The 22892-nt window shown below is 73.8% G+C and carries 27 protein-coding genes and 1 tRNA gene; 24 read left to right on the top strand and 4 right to left on the bottom strand.

Features of this window, described 5'->3' with window-relative positions:
- The first annotated feature begins 115 nt into the window (after positions 1-115).
- The 8 genes from WHI96_RS02800 to WHI96_RS02765 all read left to right on the top strand — a co-directional run bounded on the left by WHI96_RS02800 (position 116) and on the right by WHI96_RS02765 (position 3292).
- Complete coding sequence (locus tag WHI96_RS02800; RefSeq protein WP_345641265.1) at positions 116-286, top strand: hypothetical protein; 171 nt, start codon at positions 116-118, stop codon at positions 284-286.
- Complete coding sequence (locus tag WHI96_RS02795; protein WP_345641262.1) at positions 283-492, top strand: hypothetical protein; 210 nt, start codon at positions 283-285, stop codon at positions 490-492. Before WHI96_RS02800 ends, WHI96_RS02795 begins: the two co-directional genes overlap by 4 nt.
- A gap of 86 nt (positions 493-578) precedes the next feature.
- Positions 579-758: a hypothetical protein gene (locus tag WHI96_RS02790; RefSeq protein WP_345641259.1), complete on the top strand. Its 180-nt coding sequence runs from the start codon at positions 579-581 to the stop codon at positions 756-758.
- On the top strand, positions 739-957 hold the full coding sequence (locus WHI96_RS02785) for a hypothetical protein (protein WP_345641256.1): 219 nt from the start codon (positions 739-741) through the stop codon (positions 955-957). The genes WHI96_RS02790 and WHI96_RS02785 overlap by 20 nt, the downstream gene beginning before the upstream one ends.
- A complete protein-coding gene (locus WHI96_RS02780; protein ID WP_345641253.1) occupies positions 954-1568 on the top strand; it encodes a DUF2637 domain-containing protein in 615 nt (204 codons plus the stop codon). The genes WHI96_RS02785 and WHI96_RS02780 overlap by 4 nt, the downstream gene beginning before the upstream one ends.
- Positions 1568-1939, top strand: a complete 372-nt coding sequence (locus WHI96_RS02775; RefSeq protein WP_345641250.1) for a hypothetical protein — start codon at positions 1568-1570, stop codon at positions 1937-1939. The genes WHI96_RS02780 and WHI96_RS02775 overlap by 1 nt, the downstream gene beginning before the upstream one ends.
- Before the next feature lie 254 nt (positions 1940-2193).
- Positions 2194-2637, top strand: coding sequence for a hypothetical protein (locus WHI96_RS02770; protein WP_345641247.1), 444 nt, complete (start codon positions 2194-2196; stop codon positions 2635-2637).
- 10 nt (positions 2638-2647) lie between these two features.
- Positions 2648-3292: a hypothetical protein gene (locus WHI96_RS02765; protein ID WP_345641244.1), complete on the top strand. Its 645-nt coding sequence runs from the start codon at positions 2648-2650 to the stop codon at positions 3290-3292.
- 40 nt (positions 3293-3332) lie between these two features.
- On the opposite strand, the gene WHI96_RS02760 is transcribed toward WHI96_RS02765, so the two are convergent.
- On the bottom strand, positions 3333-4112 hold the full coding sequence (locus WHI96_RS02760; protein WP_345641241.1) for a hypothetical protein: 780 nt from the start codon (positions 4110-4112) through the stop codon (positions 3333-3335).
- Positions 4113-4240: 128 nt separating this feature from the next.
- Here WHI96_RS02760 and WHI96_RS02755 point away from each other — a divergent pair, with 128 nt between their 5' ends.
- The 9 genes from WHI96_RS02755 to WHI96_RS02715 are packed head-to-tail and all read left to right on the top strand — an operon-like array spanning position 4241 to position 9537.
- The gene (locus WHI96_RS02755; RefSeq protein ID WP_345641238.1) at positions 4241-4594 is read left to right on the top strand and encodes a hypothetical protein; all 354 of its coding nucleotides are present in this window, start codon (positions 4241-4243) and stop codon (positions 4592-4594) included.
- On the top strand, positions 4591-4794 hold the full coding sequence (locus WHI96_RS02750) for a hypothetical protein (RefSeq protein WP_345641235.1): 204 nt from the start codon (positions 4591-4593) through the stop codon (positions 4792-4794). Before WHI96_RS02755 ends, WHI96_RS02750 begins: the two co-directional genes overlap by 4 nt.
- Positions 4791-6506 carry a recombinase family protein gene (locus tag WHI96_RS02745; RefSeq protein ID WP_345641232.1) on the top strand — a complete coding sequence of 572 codons (1716 nt, stop codon included), beginning with the start codon at positions 4791-4793 and terminating at the stop codon, positions 6504-6506. Before WHI96_RS02750 ends, WHI96_RS02745 begins: the two co-directional genes overlap by 4 nt.
- Positions 6482-6829, top strand: coding sequence for an ATPase, T2SS/T4P/T4SS family (locus tag WHI96_RS02740; protein ID WP_345641229.1), 348 nt, complete (start codon positions 6482-6484; stop codon positions 6827-6829). The genes WHI96_RS02745 and WHI96_RS02740 overlap by 25 nt, the downstream gene beginning before the upstream one ends.
- Complete coding sequence (locus WHI96_RS02735) at positions 6823-7644, top strand: type II secretion system F family protein (RefSeq protein ID WP_345641226.1); 822 nt, start codon at positions 6823-6825, stop codon at positions 7642-7644. The genes WHI96_RS02740 and WHI96_RS02735 overlap by 7 nt, the downstream gene beginning before the upstream one ends.
- On the top strand, positions 7641-8354 hold the full coding sequence (locus tag WHI96_RS02730; protein ID WP_345641223.1) for a type II secretion system F family protein: 714 nt from the start codon (positions 7641-7643) through the stop codon (positions 8352-8354). The genes WHI96_RS02735 and WHI96_RS02730 overlap by 4 nt, the downstream gene beginning before the upstream one ends.
- Before the next feature lie 58 nt (positions 8355-8412).
- A complete protein-coding gene (locus tag WHI96_RS02725) occupies positions 8413-8613 on the top strand; it encodes a DUF4244 domain-containing protein (protein WP_149663265.1) in 201 nt (66 codons plus the stop codon).
- Positions 8591-9106, top strand: coding sequence for a TadE family type IV pilus minor pilin (locus WHI96_RS02720; protein WP_345641213.1), 516 nt, complete (start codon positions 8591-8593; stop codon positions 9104-9106). The genes WHI96_RS02725 and WHI96_RS02720 overlap by 23 nt, the downstream gene beginning before the upstream one ends.
- Positions 9103-9537, top strand: coding sequence for an Rv3654c family TadE-like protein (locus WHI96_RS02715; RefSeq protein ID WP_345641210.1), 435 nt, complete (start codon positions 9103-9105; stop codon positions 9535-9537). Before WHI96_RS02720 ends, WHI96_RS02715 begins: the two co-directional genes overlap by 4 nt.
- 374 nt (positions 9538-9911) lie before the next feature.
- Here WHI96_RS02715 and WHI96_RS02710 read toward each other — a convergent pair whose 3' ends face one another.
- A complete protein-coding gene (locus tag WHI96_RS02710; protein WP_345641207.1) occupies positions 9912-12569 on the bottom strand; it encodes a DEAD/DEAH box helicase in 2658 nt (885 codons plus the stop codon).
- Between the two features lie 367 nt (positions 12570-12936).
- Here WHI96_RS02710 and WHI96_RS02705 point away from each other — a divergent pair, with 367 nt between their 5' ends.
- The 5 genes from WHI96_RS02705 (at position 12937) to topA (ending at position 20419) form a co-directional block, all read left to right on the top strand.
- On the top strand, positions 12937-15240 hold the full coding sequence (locus tag WHI96_RS02705) for a sodium-translocating pyrophosphatase (RefSeq protein WP_345641204.1): 2304 nt from the start codon (positions 12937-12939) through the stop codon (positions 15238-15240).
- A 119-nt stretch (positions 15241-15359) separates the two neighbouring features.
- Positions 15360-15965, top strand: a complete 606-nt coding sequence (locus tag WHI96_RS02700; protein WP_345641201.1) for a hypothetical protein — start codon at positions 15360-15362, stop codon at positions 15963-15965.
- 74 nt (positions 15966-16039) lie between these two features.
- Positions 16040-16642, top strand: coding sequence for a hypothetical protein (locus tag WHI96_RS02695; protein WP_345641198.1), 603 nt, complete (start codon positions 16040-16042; stop codon positions 16640-16642).
- Positions 16643-16717: 75 nt separating this feature from the next.
- Complete coding sequence (locus tag WHI96_RS02690; protein ID WP_345641512.1) at positions 16718-17308, top strand: hypothetical protein; 591 nt, start codon at positions 16718-16720, stop codon at positions 17306-17308.
- 339 nt (positions 17309-17647) lie between these two features.
- Complete coding sequence (gene topA, locus WHI96_RS02685; protein WP_425571519.1) at positions 17648-20419, top strand: type I DNA topoisomerase; 2772 nt, start codon at positions 17648-17650, stop codon at positions 20417-20419.
- Positions 20420-20488: 69 nt separating this feature from the next.
- Here the strand turns inward: topA and WHI96_RS02680 are convergent, their stop codons facing one another.
- The gene (locus WHI96_RS02680) at positions 20489-20962 is read right to left on the bottom strand and encodes a GatB/YqeY domain-containing protein (protein ID WP_345641192.1); all 474 of its coding nucleotides are present in this window, start codon (positions 20960-20962) and stop codon (positions 20489-20491) included.
- Positions 20963-21000: 38 nt separating this feature from the next.
- On the opposite strand from WHI96_RS02680, the gene WHI96_RS02675 reads away from it, so the two are divergent.
- Together WHI96_RS02675 and WHI96_RS02670 are read left to right on the top strand one after the other, a co-directional pair.
- Positions 21001-21951: a metallophosphoesterase gene (locus tag WHI96_RS02675; RefSeq protein WP_226364720.1), complete on the top strand. Its 951-nt coding sequence runs from the start codon at positions 21001-21003 to the stop codon at positions 21949-21951.
- Positions 21952-21988: 37 nt separating this feature from the next.
- Positions 21989-22062, top strand: a tRNA-Pro gene (locus tag WHI96_RS02670).
- 55 nt (positions 22063-22117) lie between these two features.
- Here the strand turns inward: WHI96_RS02670 and WHI96_RS02665 are convergent.
- A complete protein-coding gene (locus WHI96_RS02665) occupies positions 22118-22876 on the bottom strand; it encodes a TetR/AcrR family transcriptional regulator (protein ID WP_345641186.1) in 759 nt (252 codons plus the stop codon).
- Between the last annotated feature and the right edge of the window lie 16 nt (positions 22877-22892).

Below are 22892 nucleotides of genomic sequence, written 5' to 3'. Positions count from 1 at the left end.
CCCCGGTCCAAGAGGACCGGGGGCGGAGGGACGCCCCGCCGGAAATACGAATCGCGGGAAATGAACGAGAGCGCACAGCAATGCTTCGATAATTGGGATCGCATTGGGAGGGGAAATGATGGAACAGAATCGCGAGATCGCGATGGCCCGGCCGTTGGGACTCGGCCCGGCGGCCTGCCTGCTGGCGCTGGCCGGGCTGCTGTTCGCGCTGGTCCCGGCGACCGGGCTGCTCGGGGTTTCGGCCGCGCTGATCCTCGGGGCGCACCGGCTGTGGAACCGTCCGTGAACGAGCCGACGGAGCTGATCCAGCTGGGACTGAAGCCGTCGCTGCGGGAGCGGCTGCAGGCGGAGGCGGACCGGCGCGGGTTGCCGCTGCGCACGCTGATGCGGTCGATCCTGACCGAGCGGATGAACGAGCAGGACGCGGTGCGGCACACCAAGCCCCTGCTGGGTCCGAAGCCCGTGGTCCCGCCGCCCCCGGACGCGTCGTGAGCGCGGGGCCGGCACTCGGGGCCGGGTGGGGGACGCGAGTCGCTCCCCGGGGACGGGAGACACCAGGACGGGCCATCGCCGTCCCGGTGCCGCACAGCACGGGTGCGTGGGTGGGCCTGGCGCTGGTCGGGGTGGGCGTCGCGACCGCGGTACTGGTGCTGGCCGTCCTGGTCGCGGTCGTGGCGCTGCTCGTCCTCGGGGTCGGCGCCCTCGTAGCCAGTCGCCCCTCGACCGAGGAAGGACACGATGACGACCACTGCTGGTGAGCGCTGGGCCGTCGCGGATAGCCGCGAGCTGGACGCCCAGATCATCGACGAGCGCCGCCTGGCCGCCGGGATGCGCGGCCGGTCGACGCGCCGGTGCGCCATGGAGGTGCGCCCCGCGAAGTCCCGCAGGTTCCGGTGTCGCGGTCGTGCCGTCCACGGCTCGGACTACTGCGTGAAGCACCTGGAGGGCAAGCGATGACCCGCCTGGTCCGAGGGGCGACCGTGGCGAGCGTCGCGCTGGTCGCGCTCGTCGCCGCCGTCGTCTCCTACGCCCACATCTACGAGCTGGCCGAGCGGTCCGGTGAGGGGTGGCGGGCCGCCCTGGTGCCGCTGTCGGTCGACGGGATGCTGCTGGCCTCGACGCTGGCGATCGTCGACCGGCGCCGGGTGCGCCGCCCCGTCGGGTGGGTGCCGTGGTTCGGGCTGGTGCTCGGGATCGTCGCGTCGCTGGCCGCGAACGTCGCCGCCGCGCAGCCGACGGTGGAGGCCCGGCTCGTCGCGGCCTGGCCGCCGGTCGCGCTGGCGGTCTCGATCGAGGTCGCGGCCCTGGTCCTGCGCGGGACCACCCCGGTCCGACCCGTAGCCGCACCGGTCCGGGAGACCACCTCGGTCCGACCCCGGACCACCCCGGTCCAGCCCAACCCGGGACCGGTGGACCAGTCCGACCTGGACCGGGTGCGTGCGCTGGCGGACCGGACCGGTTCGCGACCGTCGGGCCGAGCAGTTCGGTCCGAGCTCGGTGTGGGGGCGGTCCGGGCGCGGGCGCTGCTGGAGGAGTTCGACCGGTCCGGCCCGAGGCGGGCCGCCTGATGCCCCGCAGGCCCGACCACTACCCCGTCGGTGGGTGGCCGACCAAGCGCGAGCTGGTCTTCGTCCGGATGAACGGCTCCTGGCTCGTCGCGAGCGGCTATCCGATGATGCTGTTCGCCGACGGCCAGCCGTACCGGACCTGGCGCAACTGGCCCGGCGATCTGGAGTTGGGGACGCTGCGTCCCCGCGGCTGCACCGGGCGCCTCGTCCAGATCGAGGAGGCCATCGCCTACACCGGCGAGGCCGGGATGCTGCGGGAGTTCGGCGCGACCGTCGCGCACGTCTGCCGCCGCCTGCACCACGTCGAGCTGTCGGACTGGTGCTGGTGTGACCGGTGCTTCGCGCATCGCAACCTGGAGCGCGGCTCGTGACCAGGTGCGGACCCCTGCGGCCTGCAGAGCCTCTGCAGGCCCGACCCGCGGACGCCCCGCAGAGGGGTCCGGGCGGTTGCCGGCAGATCGTGCGGGCCGAGCCTCTGCAGCCTCTGCACCCCGTCCGACCTGCGACGGAGCTGCTCGTGGGGCCTCTGCAGACCCGCAGAGCCTCTGCACACGACCTCGGGTTTCCCGAGGGATCGGAGTCCCCCGCTCGGGTTACCGCGCGGGTAAATCGAATGGAGACCGAGATGACCAACGAGCACGACGCCCGGACGGCGCAGCTGCTGGCCGCCTGGGAGAACCAGTACCCCACCACGACCCTGTACGAGCCCGGAGACGCCGCGGAGAGCGCCGAGGAGGCGGCGGGGCGTCGGCTCGCCCAGGAGGCCCTGGAGTCGACGGGTGCCGCACAGTACGGCCAGCCGCTGACCCCCAGCACCCTGTCGCTGACCCGCGGGCTGGCCGCCCGGGACCGCCTGCGCACCCTGCGCCACGAGCTGCACCGCGCCCAGACCGACTTCGACGGCGGGGACGTCTCGACCCTGGAGCGCGACGTCCTCGACGCTACGGACCAGGTCGTCGAGCTGGAGCGGTCCGGCCGGGCCGACGAGGTGATCGAGCTGGACCGCCAGGGCCGATCCCGGACCATCTACGGCCCGTCCGTGGTCTCCCCGTTCCGACCGGTCCACTGAGGAGAACGACATGCCCCTGTACTTCAAGCTGGGACCGCGCCCCCGCCCCGTGGTCGAGCTGGACCGCCGGACCATGGTCCGCCAGACCGCTATGCAGTACCTCCCGGTCTCGGAGGAGCTGACCTCCGAGGAGCTGTCGGTCCACGAGCTGGATCACCGCCTGAACAGCCAGCGCGCCGCGGTCCGTCGCCTGACCAAGCGCCTGTCGAAGACCGACGGGGACTACGGCGGTCCAGCCTCGGACAAGGATCGCGCTCGGACGGAGCACGAGCTGCGCGACACCGAGCGGCGGATTCCCCGCACCGAGGTGCTGCTGGCCGACGCACAGCGACGAGTCGCGATGCTCCAGGCGGTGATGGCGGGCAAGCAGACCGACGACCGGCTCGGGCCGCCGCCGCAGTGGTTCCTCGACAGCCGGGCGCCCGCGGAGCCCGACCAGGAACTCGGGGACGACCCGATGGACCCGGAGGCCCGCGGCGTGGTCGCGCAGGTGCAGGACCGGGTGGTCGCGGTCGCCCAGCACCTGGACCGGCTCGGGATCCCGACCGACATCGGGCGGGGCAAGGTCCGGCAGCTGCTCGGCCAGCGCGACCCGGGCTACCGGATCGGGGACGCCCCGCTGTCGGCCGCCATCCGGCACCGGCAGGCCAGCTGATCCGTCGGGGGCGCCGGAACCCGCACGGCGCCCCACCCTCTCAGCGGTCACGCAGAATCTCCTCGTCGACATCATCACCATCGGCGGTCGCGTGGCCGTAGTAGTAGTTGTTGGTGACCCGGTTGCCGTCGCGTCTCGCCCCCGAGTTCCACGGGTGGCCGCGTTCGACGTCGTCTGCGAGACCCGACCGTCCTTCCAGTTCGAGCTGCCGCTCCTCCTCATCCTGCTCGTTCCGGTAGTAGTCATCGTTGTCGATCTCGGTCGACCGCAAGCGAATTGCGCGATCCACCTCGCGGTCCCTCTCTCGACTCTCCGCAAGCTGCTGGAAGTACTCCTTCACATCACGATTCGCGGTAGTGGACGCGCGGCCAAGCAAGATCGAAATCGAGGCGGGCACCGCACCTGTGACGGTCGTGAAGATGCCAACGTCGGGCATCCCGAACAGAAGCCCCGCCGCCGCGCCGCCGATGATTGCCGCCGCAGCGCCGATACCGGCGACCAAGCTTGCCATGAAGGCCCGATTACTGCGAGCTTCCGCCCCTCGGATTAGCGCCAGGTAAAGCTGCTCTACCTCGCCGCGATCAGTCGCAGCGAGGATCAACTCCCGATTCGTCTCACGACGATCACGATTTCCGCGCCAGACCAACCAGGCCGACGAGCCAGAGGCGCCGAGAGCCGCTCCCGTAGTCACCGCAGAGATCGCCTGTGCTGCAGACGTAGGCACTCCCGAGTCAACGGCCGCTGCCACGATCACAGTCATCAGCATGACCCGTTCATCGCCTACCAGGTCGCTGGCGCTACGGCGAACGGCGTAGATCATCAGAACTGTGGAAGGACCGGTTACCCGAATTGGGGATCCACGCACCACGGGGAACCCGCGATAATTGTCGAGTGGATTCCGTCCTGATTCGATTGTCTTACCAACGAGGTAAGAATGGAATCGGGGAAATGCTCGAAGTTCGCAAGATCTACCGGCAGGCGTTCGCCGACGCCTGGGCCGAGAACACCCAGGGCGGACCGATGTCACCCGCCGAGGCGCGGGAGGCGCGCGACTACGCCCGCGAGTACGCCGAGAACGAGCTGGAGGCCGCCTGGGCGCTGCGCGGCCAGGGGTGCCCCGTCGGGCACCTGTGCGAGAGCTGCGGCGGCCAGCACGAGGACCTGCGGGTGGTCACCGTCGAGACCACCGTCGGCCAGGTCTGCGTCACCACCTGCCCGACGTGCATCCCGGCCGCCCCGCGGACCGCGCGGGCCCTGGCTCGGTTCGTCGCCCAGCACCGCTTGCACCGGGGGCGGGCGTGAGCCGCCCGGCGACCGACCGGGCCCTGCTGGCCGAGGCCGTCGGCCGGATCCGCGAGCACGCCGCCCGCCTGTCGCCCGAGCGAGCCCAGTACCTGCTCGACACCGCCGACGAGATGCAGCTGACCGACCCGTCGATCGACGACCTGTCAATCGAGGTGCTGGCCGCCCTGATGGGCCGGACCCGCGAGGAGAACCAGTGAACACCGCGAACCTGCGCGCCGGGCTGTACGCCCGCGTCTCCACCCGCAACCAGGTCGGCGAGGACCGCACCTCGATCCCGGACCAGCTACGGCGCAACCACGAGGTCTGTGCCCGGGAGGGCTGGCAGGTCGCGGGCGAGTACGTCGACCCCGGCATCTCCGGCGAGCAGCTGGAGGCGCGCCCGGAGATGATGCGGTTGCTGGCCGACTGCGAGGCCGGGCGGCTGGACGTCGTGGTCGCGATCGACCTGGACCGGGTGGCCCGCGACGAGCTGGTGTTCGCACAGATCTTCCACCGGCTGGACCGGGCCGAGATCGCCGTGCACGCCGACGCGACGTTGTACGACCCGGAGAACCACTCCCAGCTGCTGACCCGCGGCATCAAGGCGGTCGTCTCCTCGCACGACAAGCGCGCGCTGGTCGCGAAGATGGCGAAGGGCCAGCGTGCCCGCGCCTTGGCCGGAGGGTGGCCCGGCGGCACCCCGCCCTACGGCTACCGCCTGGTCTGGCCGGAGTCGGACGGGCGCAAGCCGCTGGCCCAGGTCGCGCTGGACGAGGCCGAGGCCGAGATGCTGCTGTGCGCCGTCGACGCGATCGTCGAGGAGGGCCTGACGACCGGCCAGGCGTGCGAGCGGCTGAACAGCCTGGGCTACCGCACCCGCGGCGGCACCCACGGGCGTGGCGGGCGCGACGGCGACGGCGGCCGGTGGACCCACCAGAACCTGCGCCGGGTCCTGTCGGCCCAGGCACTGCTCGGTCGGGTCTTCTGGGGCAAGCCGACCGGGCGCGGCGACCATCGCACCCGGGTCCGGCGCGACGGCACCCCGAAGTTCGGCGAGACCGTCATGGTGCAGCTGGAGCCGCTGGTCGCCGAGGAGCGGTTCGAGGCGCTGCAGGCGGCACTGGCGCGACGGGCCTACGGCGACAAGGCGCCCGCGAAGATCTATCCGCTGACCGGCGCGGTGTCGGCGTGCGGCCGGGGGCGGCTCGGCGGGGTGTACCGGCGCGACCGCGACCTGCGCCAGTACCGCTGCAACCGCGCGAAGTGGCAGTCCGACGGCTCCGAGCGCTGCGACTGCCCGCGGCTGGACGCGACCGCGCTGGAGGACCGGGTCTGGACCGAGGTGTGCGCGTTGCTGGCCGACCCGGCACGGCTGCTGGCGATGGCCGACGAGTACCTGGGGGTGCGGGTCGACGCGGCGGCGGGCGAGACCGACCGGCTCGGGCGGCTGGACCGGCAGATCGCCGAGCTGCAGCAGGCCCGAGTCCGCGCCACCACCGACGCGCTCAAGGCCGGGCTGGACCCGGAACTGCTGCGCGCAGCGGTCGAGGGCATCGAGGGCGAGCTCGCCCAGCTGACTGCTGACCGCGAGCGCCTGGAGGCGGTGCGGGCCGACGCGCACGCTGCGGAGGAGCGAGCGACGGCCATCGGGCGCCTGGCAGAGCGCGCGGCGGACCGGCTGCCCGGGATGAGCCCGACCGAGCAGCGCGAGGTGCTCGGGCTGTTGGGAGTACGGGTCACCGTGCTGGACGACAGCCTCTCCCCCGCACTGCGCATCGAGGGCGAGCTGCCCGGCGGCGCGGACCTGTTCCCGACCACGGCGGGTGACCTCGACGGCCAGGGCGCCCAGGCCGACGGGGATGCCGATCACTCCTCGTGTGGTGACCTCGACGACGAGGGACCGAGGTGTGCGACCTGCTGGCCGCGATGAACACCGGTCACGACGGCGGCGGCTGCACCGTGCACGCCAACTCGGTCCGTGAGATCCCGGCCCGGATGCGCGCGCTGGCCGGGCTCGGCGGGATGTCCCCCGCCGCGCTCGACGGGCAGCTGGCCGCCGCCGTCCAGGTCGTACTGCACATGCGACGCCGCCCCGGCGCCGGCCGGACGCTCGACGAGATCGGCGTGCTGGGCCGCTCCGACGACGGCACCCCCCGCGTCACCGCCGCCTGGAGCCGCGGCAGCGGAGCCGGACCGGGCCGCGACGAGCTCGCCACGCTGCTGCGCGAGCGCGGGGTCGGTGTGCCGTGCTGACCGCACTGCCCGGGACGCCGCAGGGCGTGGCGGTCCCCACCCTGCTCGCGCTGGCGGTGCTGACACTGCCCGCGGCGCCGGGCCGTTCCCGGTGGCGGGCACTGACCGGTACCGGCACCGGCCTCCCGACAGCCCGGCGGCTCGCTCCGCCGTTGCCGCTGCTCGCCGCGCCGCTGGGGTGGCTGCTCCTGGGCCCCGCCGGTGCGGTGTGCGCGGCGGGGGTGGCCTGGGGGGTGCGGCGCCGGGTCGCCGCACGCCGCGCCGCGGAACGGGCCGGGTCGACGGCGGCGGAGCTCGCCGATGCGCTCGCCCGGATCACCGACGAGCTGCGCACCGGCGCGCACCCGGCGGCCGCGCTGGCCGGGAACGTGCACGACGGGCCACTCGCCCGCGCGCTGCTCGAGCCGGCCGCGGTCGCCGCGCGGATCGGTGAGCCGGTACCGGAGGCCCTGCGCAGAACGGCGCGGGGCCCCGCCCGGCGCGACGTCGAACGGGTCGCCTCGGCCTGGGAGCTCGCCGACACCCACGGTGCTCCGCTCGCCGACCTGCTCACCGGTCTGCTCGACGACATCCGCTGGCGGATCGCGCACGGCGCCCGGGTGCGGGCCCAGCTCGCCGGGCCCCGGGCGACGGCGTCGGTGCTGACCGGATTGCCGTTGGCCGGGATCGGTCTCGGGCAGCTGATGGGCATCGCGCCGCTGACCGTGCTGCGCACCGGCCTGCACGGGCCGGCGCTGCTGCTGACCGGGGTCGTCCTCACGGTCGCCGGGGCGGCGTGGGCCGACCGGATCCTGCGTGCGGCGGTGCCGACGTGACGGCGGTCGCGCTCGGGCTCGCCGCGCTCGCACTGGCCGTCGGCGGCGGGCGTCCCGGGCCGGGACGGCTGCGCGGGCTGCGTGCCGTCGTCGGCACGGCTGCGGCCGCGGCGCCGCCCCGCACCGCGGTCCTCGCGGTGCTGGTCCCCGCCGGGGCCGCGCTCGGCGGAGCACTCGGCGGGGCGGGCGGCGCGGTCGTCGGAGCGGCGACGGGCGGCGGGATGCTGTGGCTCGCCCGGCGGGCGGCCCGCGGGCCGGCCGCGCTGGTGGACTCCTCGGACCTGGCCGCCGCCTGGGACCTCCTGGCGACGTGTCTGGCCGCCGGTCTCGCCGTCGCGGACGCCGTCGGAGCCGCGGCCCGGCGGCTCGACGGCCCGGCCGGGGAGGCGTTGCGCCGGGTCGCGGGCCTCCTCGCCCTGGGCGCCGACCCCGACGACGCCTGGGCCGCCGCCGGACCGGTCCCCGAGCTCGCCGGGTTCGCCCGCGCGGCGGGCCGGTCGGCCCGTACCGGTGCCGCCCTCGGACGCTCCGCGGCGGCGGAGGCGGCCCGGCTGCGCGCCGGTCTGGCGGACCTCGCAGAGGAGCGGGCGCAGCGCGCCGCGGTCCGCATCACCGCCCCGCTGGGGCTCTGCTTCCTGCCCGCCTTCCTGGTCCTCGGCATCGTGCCGGTCGTGATCGGGCTGGCCGGGGAGGCGTTCGCGCGGTGGTGAGCACCGCCGCGCGGCGACCGGGTCCGCACCCCGCGGGCCCCCGACGAAGGAGACACCGATGACCCCCACCCGTTCCCTGCTGCACCGCCGGCTGCGCGCACTCGCCTCCGACGACGACGGCATGTCCACCGTCGAGTACGCCGTCGGCACCGTCGCGGCTGCGGCGTTCGCCGCGCTCCTCTACGCGATCGTCAGCGGCGGCGACGTCCTCGCCGCCCTCACCGGGATCGTGCAACGTGCGCTGTCCACGACGCTCTGACCCCCACCGCACCAGCCGCGGCCGCGGTGGCGGCCGTACCACCGGCCGAGGTGCGATCGGCACCACGAACGGCCCGGCGGGTTCCCCGGCGGACGACGGCGGCGCGGTCACCGTCGAGGCGGCGCTGGCGCTCGGCACCCTGGTCGCGGTCACCGCGGCGGCGGTCGGAGCCGTCGCCGCGGTGGCGGCCGGGGTCCGCTGCACCGACGCCGCCCGCGAGCTCGCCCGCCAGGCCGCACGCGGCGACACCGACCGGGGCCGGGCCGTGGCCGCGCAGCTGGCCCCGGCCGGGGCGGAGCCCGAGCTGCGTCTCGACGGCGATCTCGTCGTCGTGACGGTGCGGGTCCGGCCGGTCGAGCTGCTCCCGGTCACGATCAGCGGCACCGCCTCCGCCGCCGTCGAACCCGGCGTCACGACCGGCGCGGCCCGGTCCGGGGTCGAGGCCCGACCCGGCGTCACAGCCGGGTCGGCCCGTCCCGGCGGCGCGTCGTGAGCCGCCCGGTCCCTCCGCGCCGAGGAGACGACGCGGGCGTCGCCTCGGTCTGGGCCGCCACGGCGGCGGCGGTGCTGCTGCTCGTCGGCATCGTCGGCGTCGACCTGGCCGCCGCCACCCGCGCCCGGCACGTCGCCTCCGCCGCCGCTGACCTGTCCGCGCTCGCGGCCGCCGGCGGGTCGGTGGACGGCACCGCCGCCGCCTGCGCCCGTGCCGCCGACCTGGCCGCCCGCAACGGCGCCGAGCTCCTGACCTGCCGCCTCGACGGCTGGGACGCCCTGGTCGAGACCCGGGTCGCCTGGTCGGGGCTGCTCCCGCTGCGCGGTCCCGCGCGGGCGAGGGCGCGCGCAGGCCCGGCTCCCGTGGACACCGGACCGCCCCCGGCGAGCGGGCCCGTGGACGGTTCCGACCCCACCGCGGAGCCGTCGTGAACGCCCCCGGACGTGATCATGATCTCGGTGAGCGGTCCACGCCCCCGGATGAACGGACGGCGAACCCCGGAACACGCCGTCATCACGATTGCTTACGACGAACGTCCCAGCACAACCGCGTTTCGTCGTGGGGGCCTGACCGATCACCGACGTCGCGCGGCCCACGTCTGGTCACCTTCGCGACACTCGGGCCTACTGGGAGTCGCAGGGACGGGCAGGGTCCGGTCCGCCCCCGCCACGAAGACCACGCTCCCCAGACAGCGACGACGTCGGAGCGCCCCTGGCGCCCCCGTCCGATGTCGTCGCACGTGGTTGCCACCGGTCCGCCCCCGCCCCCGACGGGCGGGCCGGTGGTACCCCGTCCGGTTCCGCGCTCACCGCGAACCGGTCGGGGCACCGCGTTCCAGCGCGGCGAGGACCAGGTCCAGCACCTGCACCGCTCCCGTCTTGTCCAGCGGGTTGTTGCCGTTGCCGCACTTCGGGGACTGCACGCAGGACGGGCAGCCCGTGCGGCACTCGCAGTCCCGGACCGCGGCGCGGGTCGCCGCCAGCCACCGCCCCAGCACCTCGTGGCCGCGTTCGGCCAGGCCCGCGCCGCCGGGGTGCCCGTCGTGCACGAACACCGTCGGGAGCCCGGTGTCGGGGTGCAGCGCGGTGGACAGGCCACCGATGTCCCAGCGGTCGCAGATCGCGAACAGCGGGAGCAGACCGATCGCCGCGTGCTCGGCGGCGTGCAGTGCGCCGGGGAGACGTGCCTCGTCGATGCCGGCGTCGGCGAGCGCGTCGGGGTCGACCGTGTACCAGACCGAGCGGGTGTCCAGGCTCTGCGGCGGCAGGTCCAGCGCCGTCCGGTCGAGCACCGTCCCGTCCGAGGTGCGTCGCCGGTAGGCCACGACCTGGCTGGTCACCGTGGTCGCACCGAAGGAGACCTGCACCGGTCCGTACCGGCGGTGCTCCAGCACCTCGAGCACGGTGACGTCGGAGACCGACTGGGCCTCGGTGCGCCAGTCCGGGTCCTCGGCGTGGACGAGGGCGACCCCGTCGTCGAGGTCCAGCTCGTCGACGACGAAGCTGTCGCCGCGGTGCAGGTACACCGCACCGGAGTGGATCGTGCCCGGTGCCGAGCCGCCGTCGACGGTGCCGAGCATCCGCCCGGTGGCCGCCTCCACCACGGCGACCTGTCCGAGCCCGGAGCCCCGGATGTCGACGTGCGCGGCGGGTGCGTCGCCGGTGTCGGGCCAGAACCAGCCGTGCGGTCGTCGGCGCAGCACACCCTCGTCGACCAGTGCGTCAAGGACCTCCACCGCGGGGGCTCCCCCGAAGATCTCCTCGACGTCGACCGTGGTCAGCGGCATCTCCGCGGCCGCGCACGCCAGCTGCGGCGCGAGCACGTACGGGTTGACCGGGTTGAGCACGCAGCTCTCCACCGGCGCCCCGATCAGCGAGCGCGGGTGGTGCACGAGGTAGGTGTCGAGCGGGTCGTCGCGGGCGACGAGCACGACGAGCGCCTCGTCGGCGGCGCGTCCGGCGCGCCCGGCCTGCTGCCAGAACGACGCGCGGGTGCCCGGGAACCCGGCCTGCACCACCGCGTCGAGCCCGGAGATGTCGACGCCGAGTTCCAGCGCGTTGGTGGTCGCGACCCCGAGCAGCTCGCCCGACATCAGGTCGGCCTCCAGCGCGCGGCGCTCCTCGGGCAGGTAGCCGCCACGGTAGGCGGCCACCCGCGCGGCGAGCTCCGGAGCGATCTCGGCGACCTGGCGCTTCGCACCGAGCGCGGTGAGCTCGGCGGCCCGCCGGGACCGGACGAACGCCAGCGTGCGGGCGTCGGTCAGGACGAGGTCGGCGAGCATCCGGGCGACCTCGGCCCCGGCGGAGCGGCGGACCGGCGCCCCGTTCTCCCCGGTGATCTCGGCGAGCAGCGGCGGCTCCCAGAACGCGACGGTGCGCCCGGCGTGCGGGGACCCGTCCTCGGTGACGGCGACGACGTCGCGTCCGGTCAGCCGGGACGCGAACTCCTCCGGGCGGGCCACCGTCGCCGAGGCGAGCACGATCACGGGGCGCGCGCCGTAGCGCGCGGCGAGGCGCAGCAGCCGGCGCAGCAGCAGCGCCACGTGCGAGCCGAACACCCCGCGGTAGGTGTGGCACTCGTCGACCACGACGTAGCGCAGCCGGCGGAGGAAGGTCGTCCAGCGTCCGTGCCGGGGAAGGATCGACCGGTGCAGCATGTCCGGGTTGGAGAAGACCCACCGGCAGTGCCTGCGGACCCAGTCGCGCTGGTCCAGGGGGGTGTCGCCGTCGAACGCGGCGGGCCGGACCCCGTCCGGGGCGAGCCCGTCGAGGGACCGCAGCTGGTCGGCGGCGAGTGCCTTGGTCGGGGCGAGGTACAGCGCCGTGGCCCGCGGGTCCTCGGCCAGTCCGGCGAGGACCGGCAGCTGGTAGACCATCGACTTCCCCGACGCCGTCCCCGTCGCGACGACGACGTCGGCGCCGGAGTGCACCAGTTCCGCACCGTGCGCCTGGTGCGCCCACGGGCGGGTCACACCGCGGTCCGCCCAGGCCGTGCGCAGCGGCTCGGGCGTCCAGCCCGGCCAGTCGACCGGGTTGCCGGCCCGCGCCGGGATCCGCACGACGTGGCGCAACGGGTCGTCGACGGCGCCGACCCCGTCGTCGCCGCCGGAGCCGACGGAGCCGTGAGAGCCGTCGGAGGAGTCGGCACACCCGTGGGAGTCGACAGAGCGGCGGGAACCGGCAGAGCCGCGGGAATCGACGGAGCCGCGGGAATCACGAGAACGGTCCGAACCGCGGAGACCGTCAGGACCGTCGAAGCCGTCCTGCGCGGCGAACACCCCGGCGCCCGGCGCCTGCGAGGCTCCCGGTCCCGCTCCCGGCGTGACCGTGTCGTCGGCACCGGACGTCCACGTGGTGTCGGCACGGGCCGGGTCGAGTCCCGAGCCCACCAGCACGCGGCGCAGCAGCTCCACCCCGCGCTGCGCCCCGTCCGGGCCCTGCGTGCTCTCCGCCGTCGCTCCCACGACCGACCACGATGGCACAGATGTTCGAACGATCCGACGCCGCTCCCGGTGGCGGCCCCTGGCCGGCGGCCCCCGGCCGGGCGGATCACCGAAGTCGTTGCACCGCAGTTGATCTGCAGGTTCCCGGATTGCGTCACAACATCGTGTGGGATTGATCACTTTTGTCAGTTCGTTACGTCTTGTGATCCCAATCGCACTGAGGGGTGCACCACACTCCTAGACTGCACCAGCCCGGTCACCGGTGGACGCCGCCCGGGCCCAGTCGACGCCGACGAGGCCGTCGCCGCTCGGACGGGTCGAGCCACAGTGACCCGTCCCGGCCGCCGGAGACCTCGCCGGCCGGATCCTTTCCACCGGGAGGACACGGATGTCCCAGCCCACCTACCTCGCCCAGGGCCTCGAGCTCGGCGGCGGGAACCTCGCCATCGTCGGCGTGGTCGCGGTGGTCGCCCTCGTCGCCCTGGTCGTCGGCGGTCTCCTGATGCGGGAGGTGCTCTCCTACGACGAGGGCACCCCCAACATGAGGGAGATCGGCCGCGCGGTCCAGGAGGGCGCCGCGGCGTACCTCAACCGCCAGTTCCGCACACTGCTGATCTTCGCCGTCGTCGTCGTGTTCCTGCTCCTCGCGCTCCCCGCCGAGGACAACTTCGAACGCATCGGCCGATCGATCGCCTTCGTGTTCGGAGCCGCGTTCTCCGCCGCCATCGGCTACCTGGGCATGTGGCTCGCGACGCGCGCGAACATCCGCGTCGCCGCGGCCTCGCGCGAGCCGGGCGGCCGGGAGAAGGCGACCCGCATCGCGTTCCGCACCGGCGGCGTCGTCGGCATGTTCACCGTCGGCCTCGGCCTGTTCGGCGCCTCGCTCGTCGTGCTCGTCTACGCCGGCCAGGCGCCCCGCGTCCTGGAGGGCTTCGGCTTCGGCGCGGCACTGCTCGCGATGTTCATGCGGGTCGGCGGCGGCATCTTCACCAAGGCCGCCGACGTCGGCGCCGACCTCGTCGGCAAGGTCGAGCAGGGCATCCCCGAGGACGACCCCCGCAACGCGGCCACCATCGCCGACAACGTGGGCGACAACGTCGGCGACTGCGCCGGCATGGCCGCCGACCTGTTCGAGTCCTACGCGGTGACCCTGGTCGCCGCGCTGATCCTCGGCACCGCGGCGTTCGGCCTGCAGGGCTTGCTGTTCCCGCTGATCGTCCCGGCGATCGGCGTGATCACCGCGATCCTCGGCGTCTACCTGACCAAGGCCCGCGCCGGGGAGAACACCCTGCGCGCGATCAACCGCAGCTTCTACCTCTCGGCCCTGTTCGCCGGGGTGCTGTCGATCGTCGCCGCCTACGTCTACCTCCCGGGCACCTTCGGCGAGCTGATCGACCCGACCGACGGCAGCGTCGTCGGGCTCACCGGCGACCCGCGTCTGATCGCCTCGGTCGCCGTGGTCATCGGCATCGTGCTCGCCGCGGTCATCCTGAAGCTGACCGGCTACTACACCGGCACCGAGGACCGTCCGGTCAAGGACGTCGGCGAGTCGTCGTTGACCGGTGCGGCCACCGTGATCCTGTCCGGCATCTCGATCGGCTTCGAGTCCGCCGTCTACACCGCGCTCGTCATCTCGGCGGCCGTCTACGGCGCGTTCCTGCTGTCCGGCTCGATCGTCGTGTCGCTGTTCGCGGTCGCGCTGGCCGGTACCGGCCTGCTGACCACGGTGGGCGTCATCGTCGCGATGGACACCTTCGGCCCGGTCTCGGACAACGCCCAGGGCATCGCGGAGATGTCCGGCGACGTCGAGGGCGAGGGCGTCGACATCCTCACCGAGCTCGACGCGGTCGGGAACACCACCAAGGCGATCACCAAGGGCATCGCGATCGCCACCGCGGTGCTCGCGGCGACGGCGCTGTTCGGCTCCTACCGCGACGCGATCAGCCAGGCGCTCGCCGGGGTGGACATCGCCGCACAGGACGCCGGGACCGCCTTCGCCTACGAGGTGTTCAGCCCGAACACCCTGGTCGGCGTGATCATCGGCGCCTCGGTGGTCTTCATGTTCTCCGGCCTCGCGGTCAACGCGGTGACCCGCGCCGCGGGCGCCGTCGTCTACGAGGTGCGCCGCCAGTTCCGCGAGCACCCCGGGATCATGGACCGCACCGAGCGCCCGGAGTACGGCCGCGTCGTCGACATCTGCACCCGGGACTCGCTGCGCGAGCTGGCCACCCCCGGCCTGCTCGCCATCTTCGCCCCGATCGCGGTCGGGTTCGGTCTCGGCGTCGGGCCGCTGGCCGGCTACCTGGCCGGTGCCATCGCGACCGGTGTCCTGATGGCGATCTTCCTGGCCAACTCGGGCGGCGCCTGGGACAACGCCAAGAAGCTCGTCGAGGACGGCAACCACGGCGGCAAGGGCTCCGACGCCCACGAGGCGACGATCATCGGCGACACCGTCGGAGACCCGTTCAAGGACACCGCGGGCCCCGCGATCAACCCGCTGATCAAGGTCATGAACCTGGTCTCGGTGCTGATCGCCCCGGCGGTCGTGGTGCTGTCCACCCCGGACGCCAACCCGGTGATCCGGATCGTCATCGCGATCGTCGCGGTGGTGATCATCGCGGCCGCGGTGGTGGTCTCGAAGCGCCGCACCTCGGCGATCACCGACGCCCCGGCCGAGAGCTCGGTCGGCTAGTCGACACCTCGCAGGACCACGGCGGCCGCTCGTCCCATCGGGACGGGCGGCCGTCCTGCGTCGCGGGACGATTCGGATACCCTCCGCCGGACGGCAGTGATCACCCCGACGGAGGAGCGATGCGGACATCGCGAGGTCTCGCCGGACTCCTCGTCGCCCCGGCCGTCCTGCTGGCGGGCTGCGGCCCCTCCGGGCCGACCGTCGAGCAGTGGACCGAGTCGATGTGCGCGGCCGTGCTGCCCTTCGTCCGCACCGCCGTGGACACCCCCGGGGAGACCCCGGACCCCGCACAGCGGCTGCGGGCCCTCTCGGACTACCTGACCCGCACCACCCAGGCCGCCGACGGCGCACTGGGCGACCTGGACCGGCTCGGCCCGGCCCCCGTCGACCACGGCGAGGCCCTCTCCGCACGGCTCCAGGGCGGGCTCGGCGAGATCCGCTCGGCGTTCTCCGGGGCGCGCTCGCGGGTCGACGCCATCGACCCGGCCGACCCGGCCGCGGTGCAGCGCGACCTGCCCGCCGCGCTGGAGCCGCTCGCCCGCCTCGGCGGCACCACTGGACCGCTCGACGAGGTCACCGGCAACCCGGCGATCGCCTCGGCGTTCCGGGCCTCGTCGACCTGCACGGATCTCACCCGCTCGGCGGAGCAGGCCCGCGCGACACCGCCGCCCGGCGCACCTGCAGCTAGTCCGAAAGGGCCAATCGGAGAGGGTGGAAGCAGCTGACCGGCGACGGCGTCCTACCGTCGACCACTGTCCGTGCCCCGGGCCCCGACGGGCCCCGACCCTGGAGCCCGACGATGGCCACCCCCCGCCCGGCGCGAACCGCCCGGGTCCTGCTCCCCACCCTGCTCGCCGTGCTCCTGGCCGGCGGTTGCGCGTCGAGCGTGGCCGGCACCCCCGCGGCGGACCCGGCCCCGCGGCCGACCTCGGGGGTCGGCGCCGACCCGGTCGCCTGGGGCGACAAGGTCTGCGGCGCGACCCTGGCCTACTACCAGCCGCTCAACACCCCGCCGAACTACGACGGCGCCGACCTCGCCGGCATCAAGACGCGCCTGTCGGAGTACCTCGGCAAGGTCGCGACCGGCATCGACACCGGCAAGAAGCAGCTGACCGCGGCCGGCGAGTCCCCGGTGGCCGGCGGCGACGCGTGGGCGAGCGCGGTCCGCGACATGCTCGACCGGTCCGGCACGACGATCGCCCAGGCCAAGAAGGACGTCGACGCGATCGACCCGAACGACGTCCAGGGCTTCAAGGGCAAGCTCGACGGCGCCCAGCAGAAGCTGCGGACGATCTCCGGCGCCCAGGGCCTGGACAAGATCGGACCCACCCCGCGGCTGGACAAGGCGTTCGCGACCGCGCCGAAGTGCGTCGCCCTCAAGAAGATCAACGGTCCCGCCTGACCCGCCGCGTCACCCGTCCGGCGCTCCCTGCTGGGCAAGCTCGAACATGCGTTCTATGCTGCGCGGGTGCCGCAGATGTCGCTGTTCTCCGCGGAGGCCCGGCCGGCGGGGCTGACCGACCTGGCCGGGCTGCTCTGCGGGCCCGGGCGGATCGAGCGGTTCGGCGCCGGTGACACGGCCCGGTTCGACGTCCCGCTGCCGATCGAGGGGCGCGAGACCGCGCTGGCCGCGCTGGCGGCGGCCCGCGGCGTCACCCTCGCCCCCGGCGCGTCCGGGATGCGCAGCGCGTTCCGGCGCGACCTGGTCCCGCTGGCCCGCGCCTGGTGCACGCCGGACGGTCGCAAGCAGATCCCGCGGGACTTCCAGCTCGACGGCGCCACGCTCCGGCTGTGGGCGCTCTCCGCGGGCACTCCCGACCTGCGGGGCGGGCACCTGCTGCTGCTCGACCCGCAGGCTCCGTGGACACACGGCCCGCTGATCGCCGCCGCCACCCGGGCCGGCCTGCCCCCGGCCCGGCTCGCCCCGGGGGAACACGGCGCGCCCGGCCCGGCGTTACGCCTGCACGGAGCGCGCCGACTGGCCCGACTGGTGGAACTGGTGGGCCCCGCGCCGCGGATGACGAACCCGACCGAGTGGCCCCGGCACCACGGCCGACCGGCCGCCTGACCTGCCGAACCACGGCCGGGTCTACGCTGGCGGCTCGCCCGCTCCGAGTGGCACGAGCCACGACACGGAGCGACGACGGTGTGAGATCGTGCGATCGTCGACCCCGAAGAAGACGCTCAGCGCAACCGTCCCGGCACGCTCCGGGACCGCACGGTGTAACAGTGCGAGGTCGGGAAACGGCTACGACGTCGCAGGGGCCGCGACGCAGCCGAGGAGATGAGGTAGGACCACGTGGCAGCAGCGACAACGGGATCGACGGGTTCGGCACGCACGTCGGGGGGCAGCACGCGCAAGCCGACCTCGACGGCGAACGCATCCGGCCGCCCGACGCGCCGCCTGGTGATCGTCGAGTCCCCGAGCAAGGCGAAGAAGATCCAGCCCTACCTGGGCAACGACTACGTCGTCGAGTCCTCGGTCGGCCACATCCGCGACCTCCCGCGCGGCGCCGCGGACGTCCCCGCCAAGTACAAGGGTGAGTCCTGGGCGCGCCTCGGCGTCGACGTCGACAACCAGTTCAGCCCGCTCTACGTCGTCACCCCGGAGAAGCGCAGCACCGTCTCCGAGCTGCGCGAGGCGCTCAAGACCGTCGACGAGCTCCTGCTCGCGACGGACCCCGACCGCGAGGGCGAGGCCATCGCCTGGCACCTGCTGGAGACCCTCCAGCCGAAGGTCCCGGTCCGGCGGATGGTCTTCCACGAGATCACCGAGTCGGCGATCCGCGCGGCCGCGGAGAACACCCGCGAGCTCGACCAGCACCTCGTCGACGCGCAGGAGACCCGCCGCATCCTGGACCGCCTCTACGGCTACGAGGTCTCCCCCGTGCTGTGGAAGAAGGTCATGCCGAAGCTGTCGGCGGGCCGCGTCCAGTCGGTCGCGACCCGGCTGATCGTGCAGCGCGAGCGGGACCGCATCGCGTTCCGCTCCGCGGAGTACTGGGACATCGCCGCGACCCTCGACGCCGGGGAGAAGGCCACCCCGCGCTCGTTCGGCGCACGGCTGCTGCAGGTCGACGACAAGCGCGTCGCCACCGGCCGCGACTTCGACTCGCTCGGGCAGCTGAAGAAGGGCTCCGCGGAGGTCGTCACCCTGAACGAGGCCGAGGCGCGCCGCCTCGCCGAGGGGCTGCAGGACCGCCCGATGGAGGTCGCGTCGGTCGACTCCAAGCCCTACACGCGCAAGCCGTACCCGCCGTTCATGACCTCGACGCTGCAGCAGGAGGCCGGCCGCAAGCTGCGGTTCTCCTCCGAGCGCACGATGCGCAGCGCGCAGCGTCTGTACGAGAACGGCTACATCACCTACATGCGTACGGACTCGACGACGCTGTCGGCGACGGCGATCGAGGCCGCCCGCTCGCAGGCCCGTGAGCTGTACGGCGACGCCTACGTCGCGGACTCGCCGCGCCAGTACACGCGCAAGGTGAAGAACGCCCAGGAGGCCCACGAGGCGATCCGCCCCGCCGGGGAGAGCTTCCGCACCCCCGGTGCGATCGCCCGCGAGGTCGACGGCGACGACTTCCGGCTCTACGAGCTCATCTGGCAGCGCACGATCGCGTCGCAGATGAACGACGCCCGCGGCACCACGGTCAGCATCCGGATCGCCGGGACCGCCGGCACCGGCGAGAACGTCGTGTTCGGCGCGTCCGGTCGCACGATCACGTTCCCGGGCTTCCTGAAGGCCTACGTCGAGACCGTCGACGACGGCTCCGCGGACCAGGCCGACGACGCCGAGTCCCGGCTGCCCGAGCTCACCCGGGGCCAAGGGCTCACCGCGACCGAGCTGGTGCCCGACGGGCACTCGACCAGCCCGCCGTCGCGGTTCACCGAGCCCGCGCTGGTCAAGGCGATGGAGGAGATGGGGATCGGACGGCCGTCGACGTACGCGTCGACGATCAAGACGATCCTCGACCGCGGCTACGTCTGGAAGAAGGGCTCCGCGCTCGTCCCGTCGTGGGTGGCGTTCGCCGTCGTCGGGCTGATGGAGCAGCACTTCGGCCAGCTCGTCGACTACGACTTCACCGCCGCCATGGAGGACGACCTCGACTCGATCGCCTCCGGTGACGACTCCCGCGTGCACTGGCTGTCCGGGTTCTACTTCGGCACCGACGGCGCGAGCAGCGGCTCGGAGATCGCCCGGGCCGGTGGGCTGAAGAAACTCGTGGGGTCGAACCTGGAGGAGATCGACGCCCGCACGGTGAACTCGATCCCGATGTTCGCCGACGCGGCGGGCAACGACGTCGTCGTCCGGGTGGGGCGCTACGGCCCGTACCTGGAGCGGATCGTCGACGGCGAGTCCCAGCGCGCGAACCTGCCCGACGACCTGGCCCCGGACGAGCTGTCCGAGGAGATCGCCGAGAAGCTGTTCTCGGTGCCGCAGGAGGGCCGCAAGCTGGGCACCGACCCGGTCACCGGACACGAGATCGTGGCGAAGGAGGGCCGCTTCGGCCCCTACGTCACCGAGCTCCTGCCCGAGCCGGAGGTGCCCGAGGGCGCCAAGAAGAAGCCGGCCAAGCCGAAGCCCCGCACCGGCTCGCTGTTCAAGTCGATGACGGTCGACACCATCACCCTCGAGGACGCGCTGCGGCTGCTGTCGCTGCCCCGGATCGTCGGCACGGACCCGGACTCCGGCGACGAGATCACCGCACAGAACGGGCGCTACGGCCCGTACCTGAAGAAGGGCACGGACTCGCGGTCGCTCTCGGGCGAGGAGCAGCTCTTCACGGTCACCCTCTCCGAGGCCCTGGAGATCTACAAGCAGCCCAAGCAGCGGGGCCGGGCCGCCGCGGCGCCGCCGCTGCGTGAGCTGGGCGAGGACGCCTCGACCCAGAAGAAGATGGTGATCAAGGACGGCCGGTTCGGCCCCTACGTCACCGACGGCGAGACCAACGCCAGCCTGCGCAAGGGCGACTCGGTCGAGGAGATCACCGACGAGCGGGCGTCCGAGCTGCTCGCCGAGCGGCGGGCGAAGGCCCCGGCGAAGAAGACGACGACCCGCAAGCCCGCGGCGTCGAAGAGCACCGCCGCGGCGAAGAAGACGACCACCCGCAGCACCGCGGCCAAGACCACGCCGACGAAGTCGACCGGGACGCGGACGCGCAAGACCCCGACGACCTGAGACCGGTGACGACGACGGGCCCCGCTCCGGATGATCCGGTGCGGGGCCCGTCGTCGTCGGTGGGTGCGGTCAGCCCGCGGCGAGGGCCTTCTTCACCGCGGCGGCGACGCGGCCACCCTCGGCCCGGCCCTCCGCGGCGGCGTTCGCCTTCTTCATGACCTGGCCCATCTGCCTCATGCCGGGCTTCTCCCCGGTCTCGGCCTCCACCTCGGCGACGGCGGCGGTCGCCAGGGCTGCCACCTCGTCGTCGTCGAGCTGGGTCGGCAGGTACCGGGCGAGGACCTCGCCCTCGGCGCGCTCACGGTCCGCGGACTCGGGGCGGCCGCCGTCGGCGAAGGCCTGGGCGGACTCGGCGCGCCGCTTGGTCTCCTTGGTGATGACCGCGCGGACCTCGTCGTCGGAGAGCTCCCGGGCGGTGTCACCGGCCACCTCGGCGTTGCCGATCGAGGTCAGGACGGATCGCAGGGTCGTCCGGACCAGCTCGTCCCTGGCCTTCATCGCGGTGGTCAGGTCGGCCCGCAGCTGCTCCTTGAGGGTGCTCACGGGTCGCCACGATAGTCCCGCGACGTACGCTGGATCGCGTGAGTATCGCCGGGACCCTCGCACGGACCGCCGCCGGAGCCGCCCTGCTCGGGGCCTCAGGCATCGGGTACGCGGCGGGGATCGAGCGGCGGCACTGGACGCTGCGCCGGGTCGAGCTGCCCGTCCTCGACGAGGGTGCGCGGCCGCTGCGGATCCTGCACCTGTCGGACTTCCACCTCACGCCGGGCCAGCGCAGCAAGATCCGCTGGATCGCCGCGCTGGACGAGCTCGACCCACACCTGGTGATCGACACCGGGGACAACCTGGCGCACCCCGACGCGGTGCCCGGCGTGCTGACCGCGCTCGGGCGGCTCCTGGAGCGCCCGGGCGCCTTCGTGTTCGGCAGCAACGACTACTACGGCCCCACCCCGAAGAACCCGGCCCGCTACCTGCGCCGCGGCGACACGAAGCGGGTGCACGGGGCGGACCTGCCCTGGACCGACCTGCGCGCCGCGTTCCGCGAGCACGGCTGGGTCGACGCCACCCACGCCCGGCACGTGCTCGAGGTCGACGGCCGCACGGTCCGGATCGCGGGCGTCGACGACCCGCACCTCAACCTGGACCGCTACCCGCGCATCGCCGGCCACGACGCCGACGCCGACCTGCGCATCGGGCTGACCCACTCCCCCGAGCCGCGGGTGCTCGACGGCTTCGCCGCCGACGGCTACGACCTGGTCCTCGCCGGGCACACCCACGGCGGCCAGCTGCGGCTGCCCGGCTACGGCGCACTCGTCACCAACTGCGGGATCGACCGGTCCCGGGCCCGCGGAGCGAGCCGCTGGGGCAGCCGGATGCGGCTGCACGTGTCGGCCGGGCTGGGCACCTCGCCGTACGCGCCGGTGCGGTTCGCGTGCCCACCGGAGGCCTCACTGCTGACGCTCGTCCCCCGCACCACCGGCCCCGATGCGCGGACGGGAACCCCCGCGCAGGCGTCGGAGGGCATCGGGTAGAGTTCTCCACGGCTCACGAGGAGACTCGAGTGCCCATCGGGGTGTGGCGCAGCTTGGTAGCGCGCTTCGTTCGGGACGAAGAGGTCGCAGGTTCAAATCCTGTCACCCCGACAACAGGAAGGCCCAGGTCCGGCGGACCTGGGCCTTCGTCGTGTTCGGGACGGAACTACGTCCCGACGAGCCCCGCGAAGCCGTCCAGGGTCCGCGCGAGGCCGAACTCCCACGCCCGGTCCGCGTCCCAGGCGCTCCCGTGCGCCGCGCCCACCGCAGCGCCGACCCGCACCGCCAGCGGGAAGACGTCCGGGTCCAACACACGCCCGAGCAGTGGCGCGTTGACCGCCCACCACTGCTCGTCGGTCTGGGACGACGACAGGGTGGCCTCTCCCGCCTCCTGCTCCGCGAGGGCGTGCTGCCGGACGAAGGCCAGCAGGTGCGACAGCGCGCTGTCCCGGTCCAGGTCCGACAGCCCCAGGCCGTCGAAGGCGTGCAGCTCGTACTCGTACTTCGCCATCTGGCCGGGCCCGAGCGACGGCCGGTGCGTGGAGACGGCCGCCGCCCACGGGTGCGCCCGGTGGAACGCCCGGTTGCCGTCGGCGACCGAGGTGAGGCGGCCACGCCAGGGCAGGCCGGCGAGGGCGGGCATCGGCATCCCCCGGTAGGCCGCGTCGAGCATCAGGTCCAGCAGCTCCGCCTTGCCCGGCACGTAGGTGTAGGTCGTCATCGTCGAGACGCCGAGGGCATCGGCGACCTTCCGCATGCTGAGGGCGGACAGACCCTCCCGGTCGGCCAGGACGACGGCCGCCTCCACGACCCGGTCCAGCGAGAGCGACTGCCGGGGTCCGCGTCGCGGGACGGCCTCGGGGTCGCGCCAGAGCAGGGCGAGCGTCCGGTCCGGGTCGCCGGCGTTCGTTCGCGTGGGAGCCACGGGGTGATTCTCCCCC

It is taken from the genome of Pseudonocardia tropica (assembly GCF_040105315.1).
GTDB lineage: Bacteria > Actinomycetota > Actinomycetes > Mycobacteriales > Pseudonocardiaceae > Pseudonocardia > Pseudonocardia alni.
The sequence above is the reverse complement of the archived record's forward strand: the minus strand, read 5'-3'. Positions and strand labels throughout refer to the sequence as shown.

Coding starts and splice junctions, on each gene's coding strand:
- WHI96_RS02800 (WP_345641265.1), top strand. CDS start 116: ATGATGGAACAGAATCGCGAGATCGCGATGGCCCGGCCGTTGGGACTC.
- WHI96_RS02785 (WP_345641256.1), top strand. CDS start 739: ATGACGACCACTGCTGGTGAGCGCTGGGCCGTCGCGGATAGCCGCGAG.
- WHI96_RS02780 (WP_345641253.1), top strand. CDS start 954: ATGACCCGCCTGGTCCGAGGGGCGACCGTGGCGAGCGTCGCGCTGGTC.
- WHI96_RS02775 (WP_345641250.1), top strand. CDS start 1,568: ATGCCCCGCAGGCCCGACCACTACCCCGTCGGTGGGTGGCCGACCAAG.
- WHI96_RS02770 (WP_345641247.1), top strand. CDS start 2,194: ATGACCAACGAGCACGACGCCCGGACGGCGCAGCTGCTGGCCGCCTGG.
- WHI96_RS02765 (WP_345641244.1), top strand. CDS start 2,648: ATGCCCCTGTACTTCAAGCTGGGACCGCGCCCCCGCCCCGTGGTCGAG.
- WHI96_RS02760 (WP_345641241.1), bottom strand. CDS start 4,112: ATGATCTACGCCGTTCGCCGTAGCGCCAGCGACCTGGTAGGCGATGAA.
- WHI96_RS02755 (WP_345641238.1), top strand. CDS start 4,241: ATGCTCGAAGTTCGCAAGATCTACCGGCAGGCGTTCGCCGACGCCTGG.
- WHI96_RS02725 (WP_149663265.1), top strand. CDS start 8,413: ATGACCCCCACCCGTTCCCTGCTGCACCGCCGGCTGCGCGCACTCGCC.
- WHI96_RS02705 (WP_345641204.1), top strand. CDS start 12,937: ATGTCCCAGCCCACCTACCTCGCCCAGGGCCTCGAGCTCGGCGGCGGG.
- WHI96_RS02700 (WP_345641201.1), top strand. CDS start 15,360: ATGCGGACATCGCGAGGTCTCGCCGGACTCCTCGTCGCCCCGGCCGTC.
- WHI96_RS02695 (WP_345641198.1), top strand. CDS start 16,040: ATGGCCACCCCCCGCCCGGCGCGAACCGCCCGGGTCCTGCTCCCCACC.
- WHI96_RS02690 (WP_345641512.1), top strand. CDS start 16,718: ATGTCGCTGTTCTCCGCGGAGGCCCGGCCGGCGGGGCTGACCGACCTG.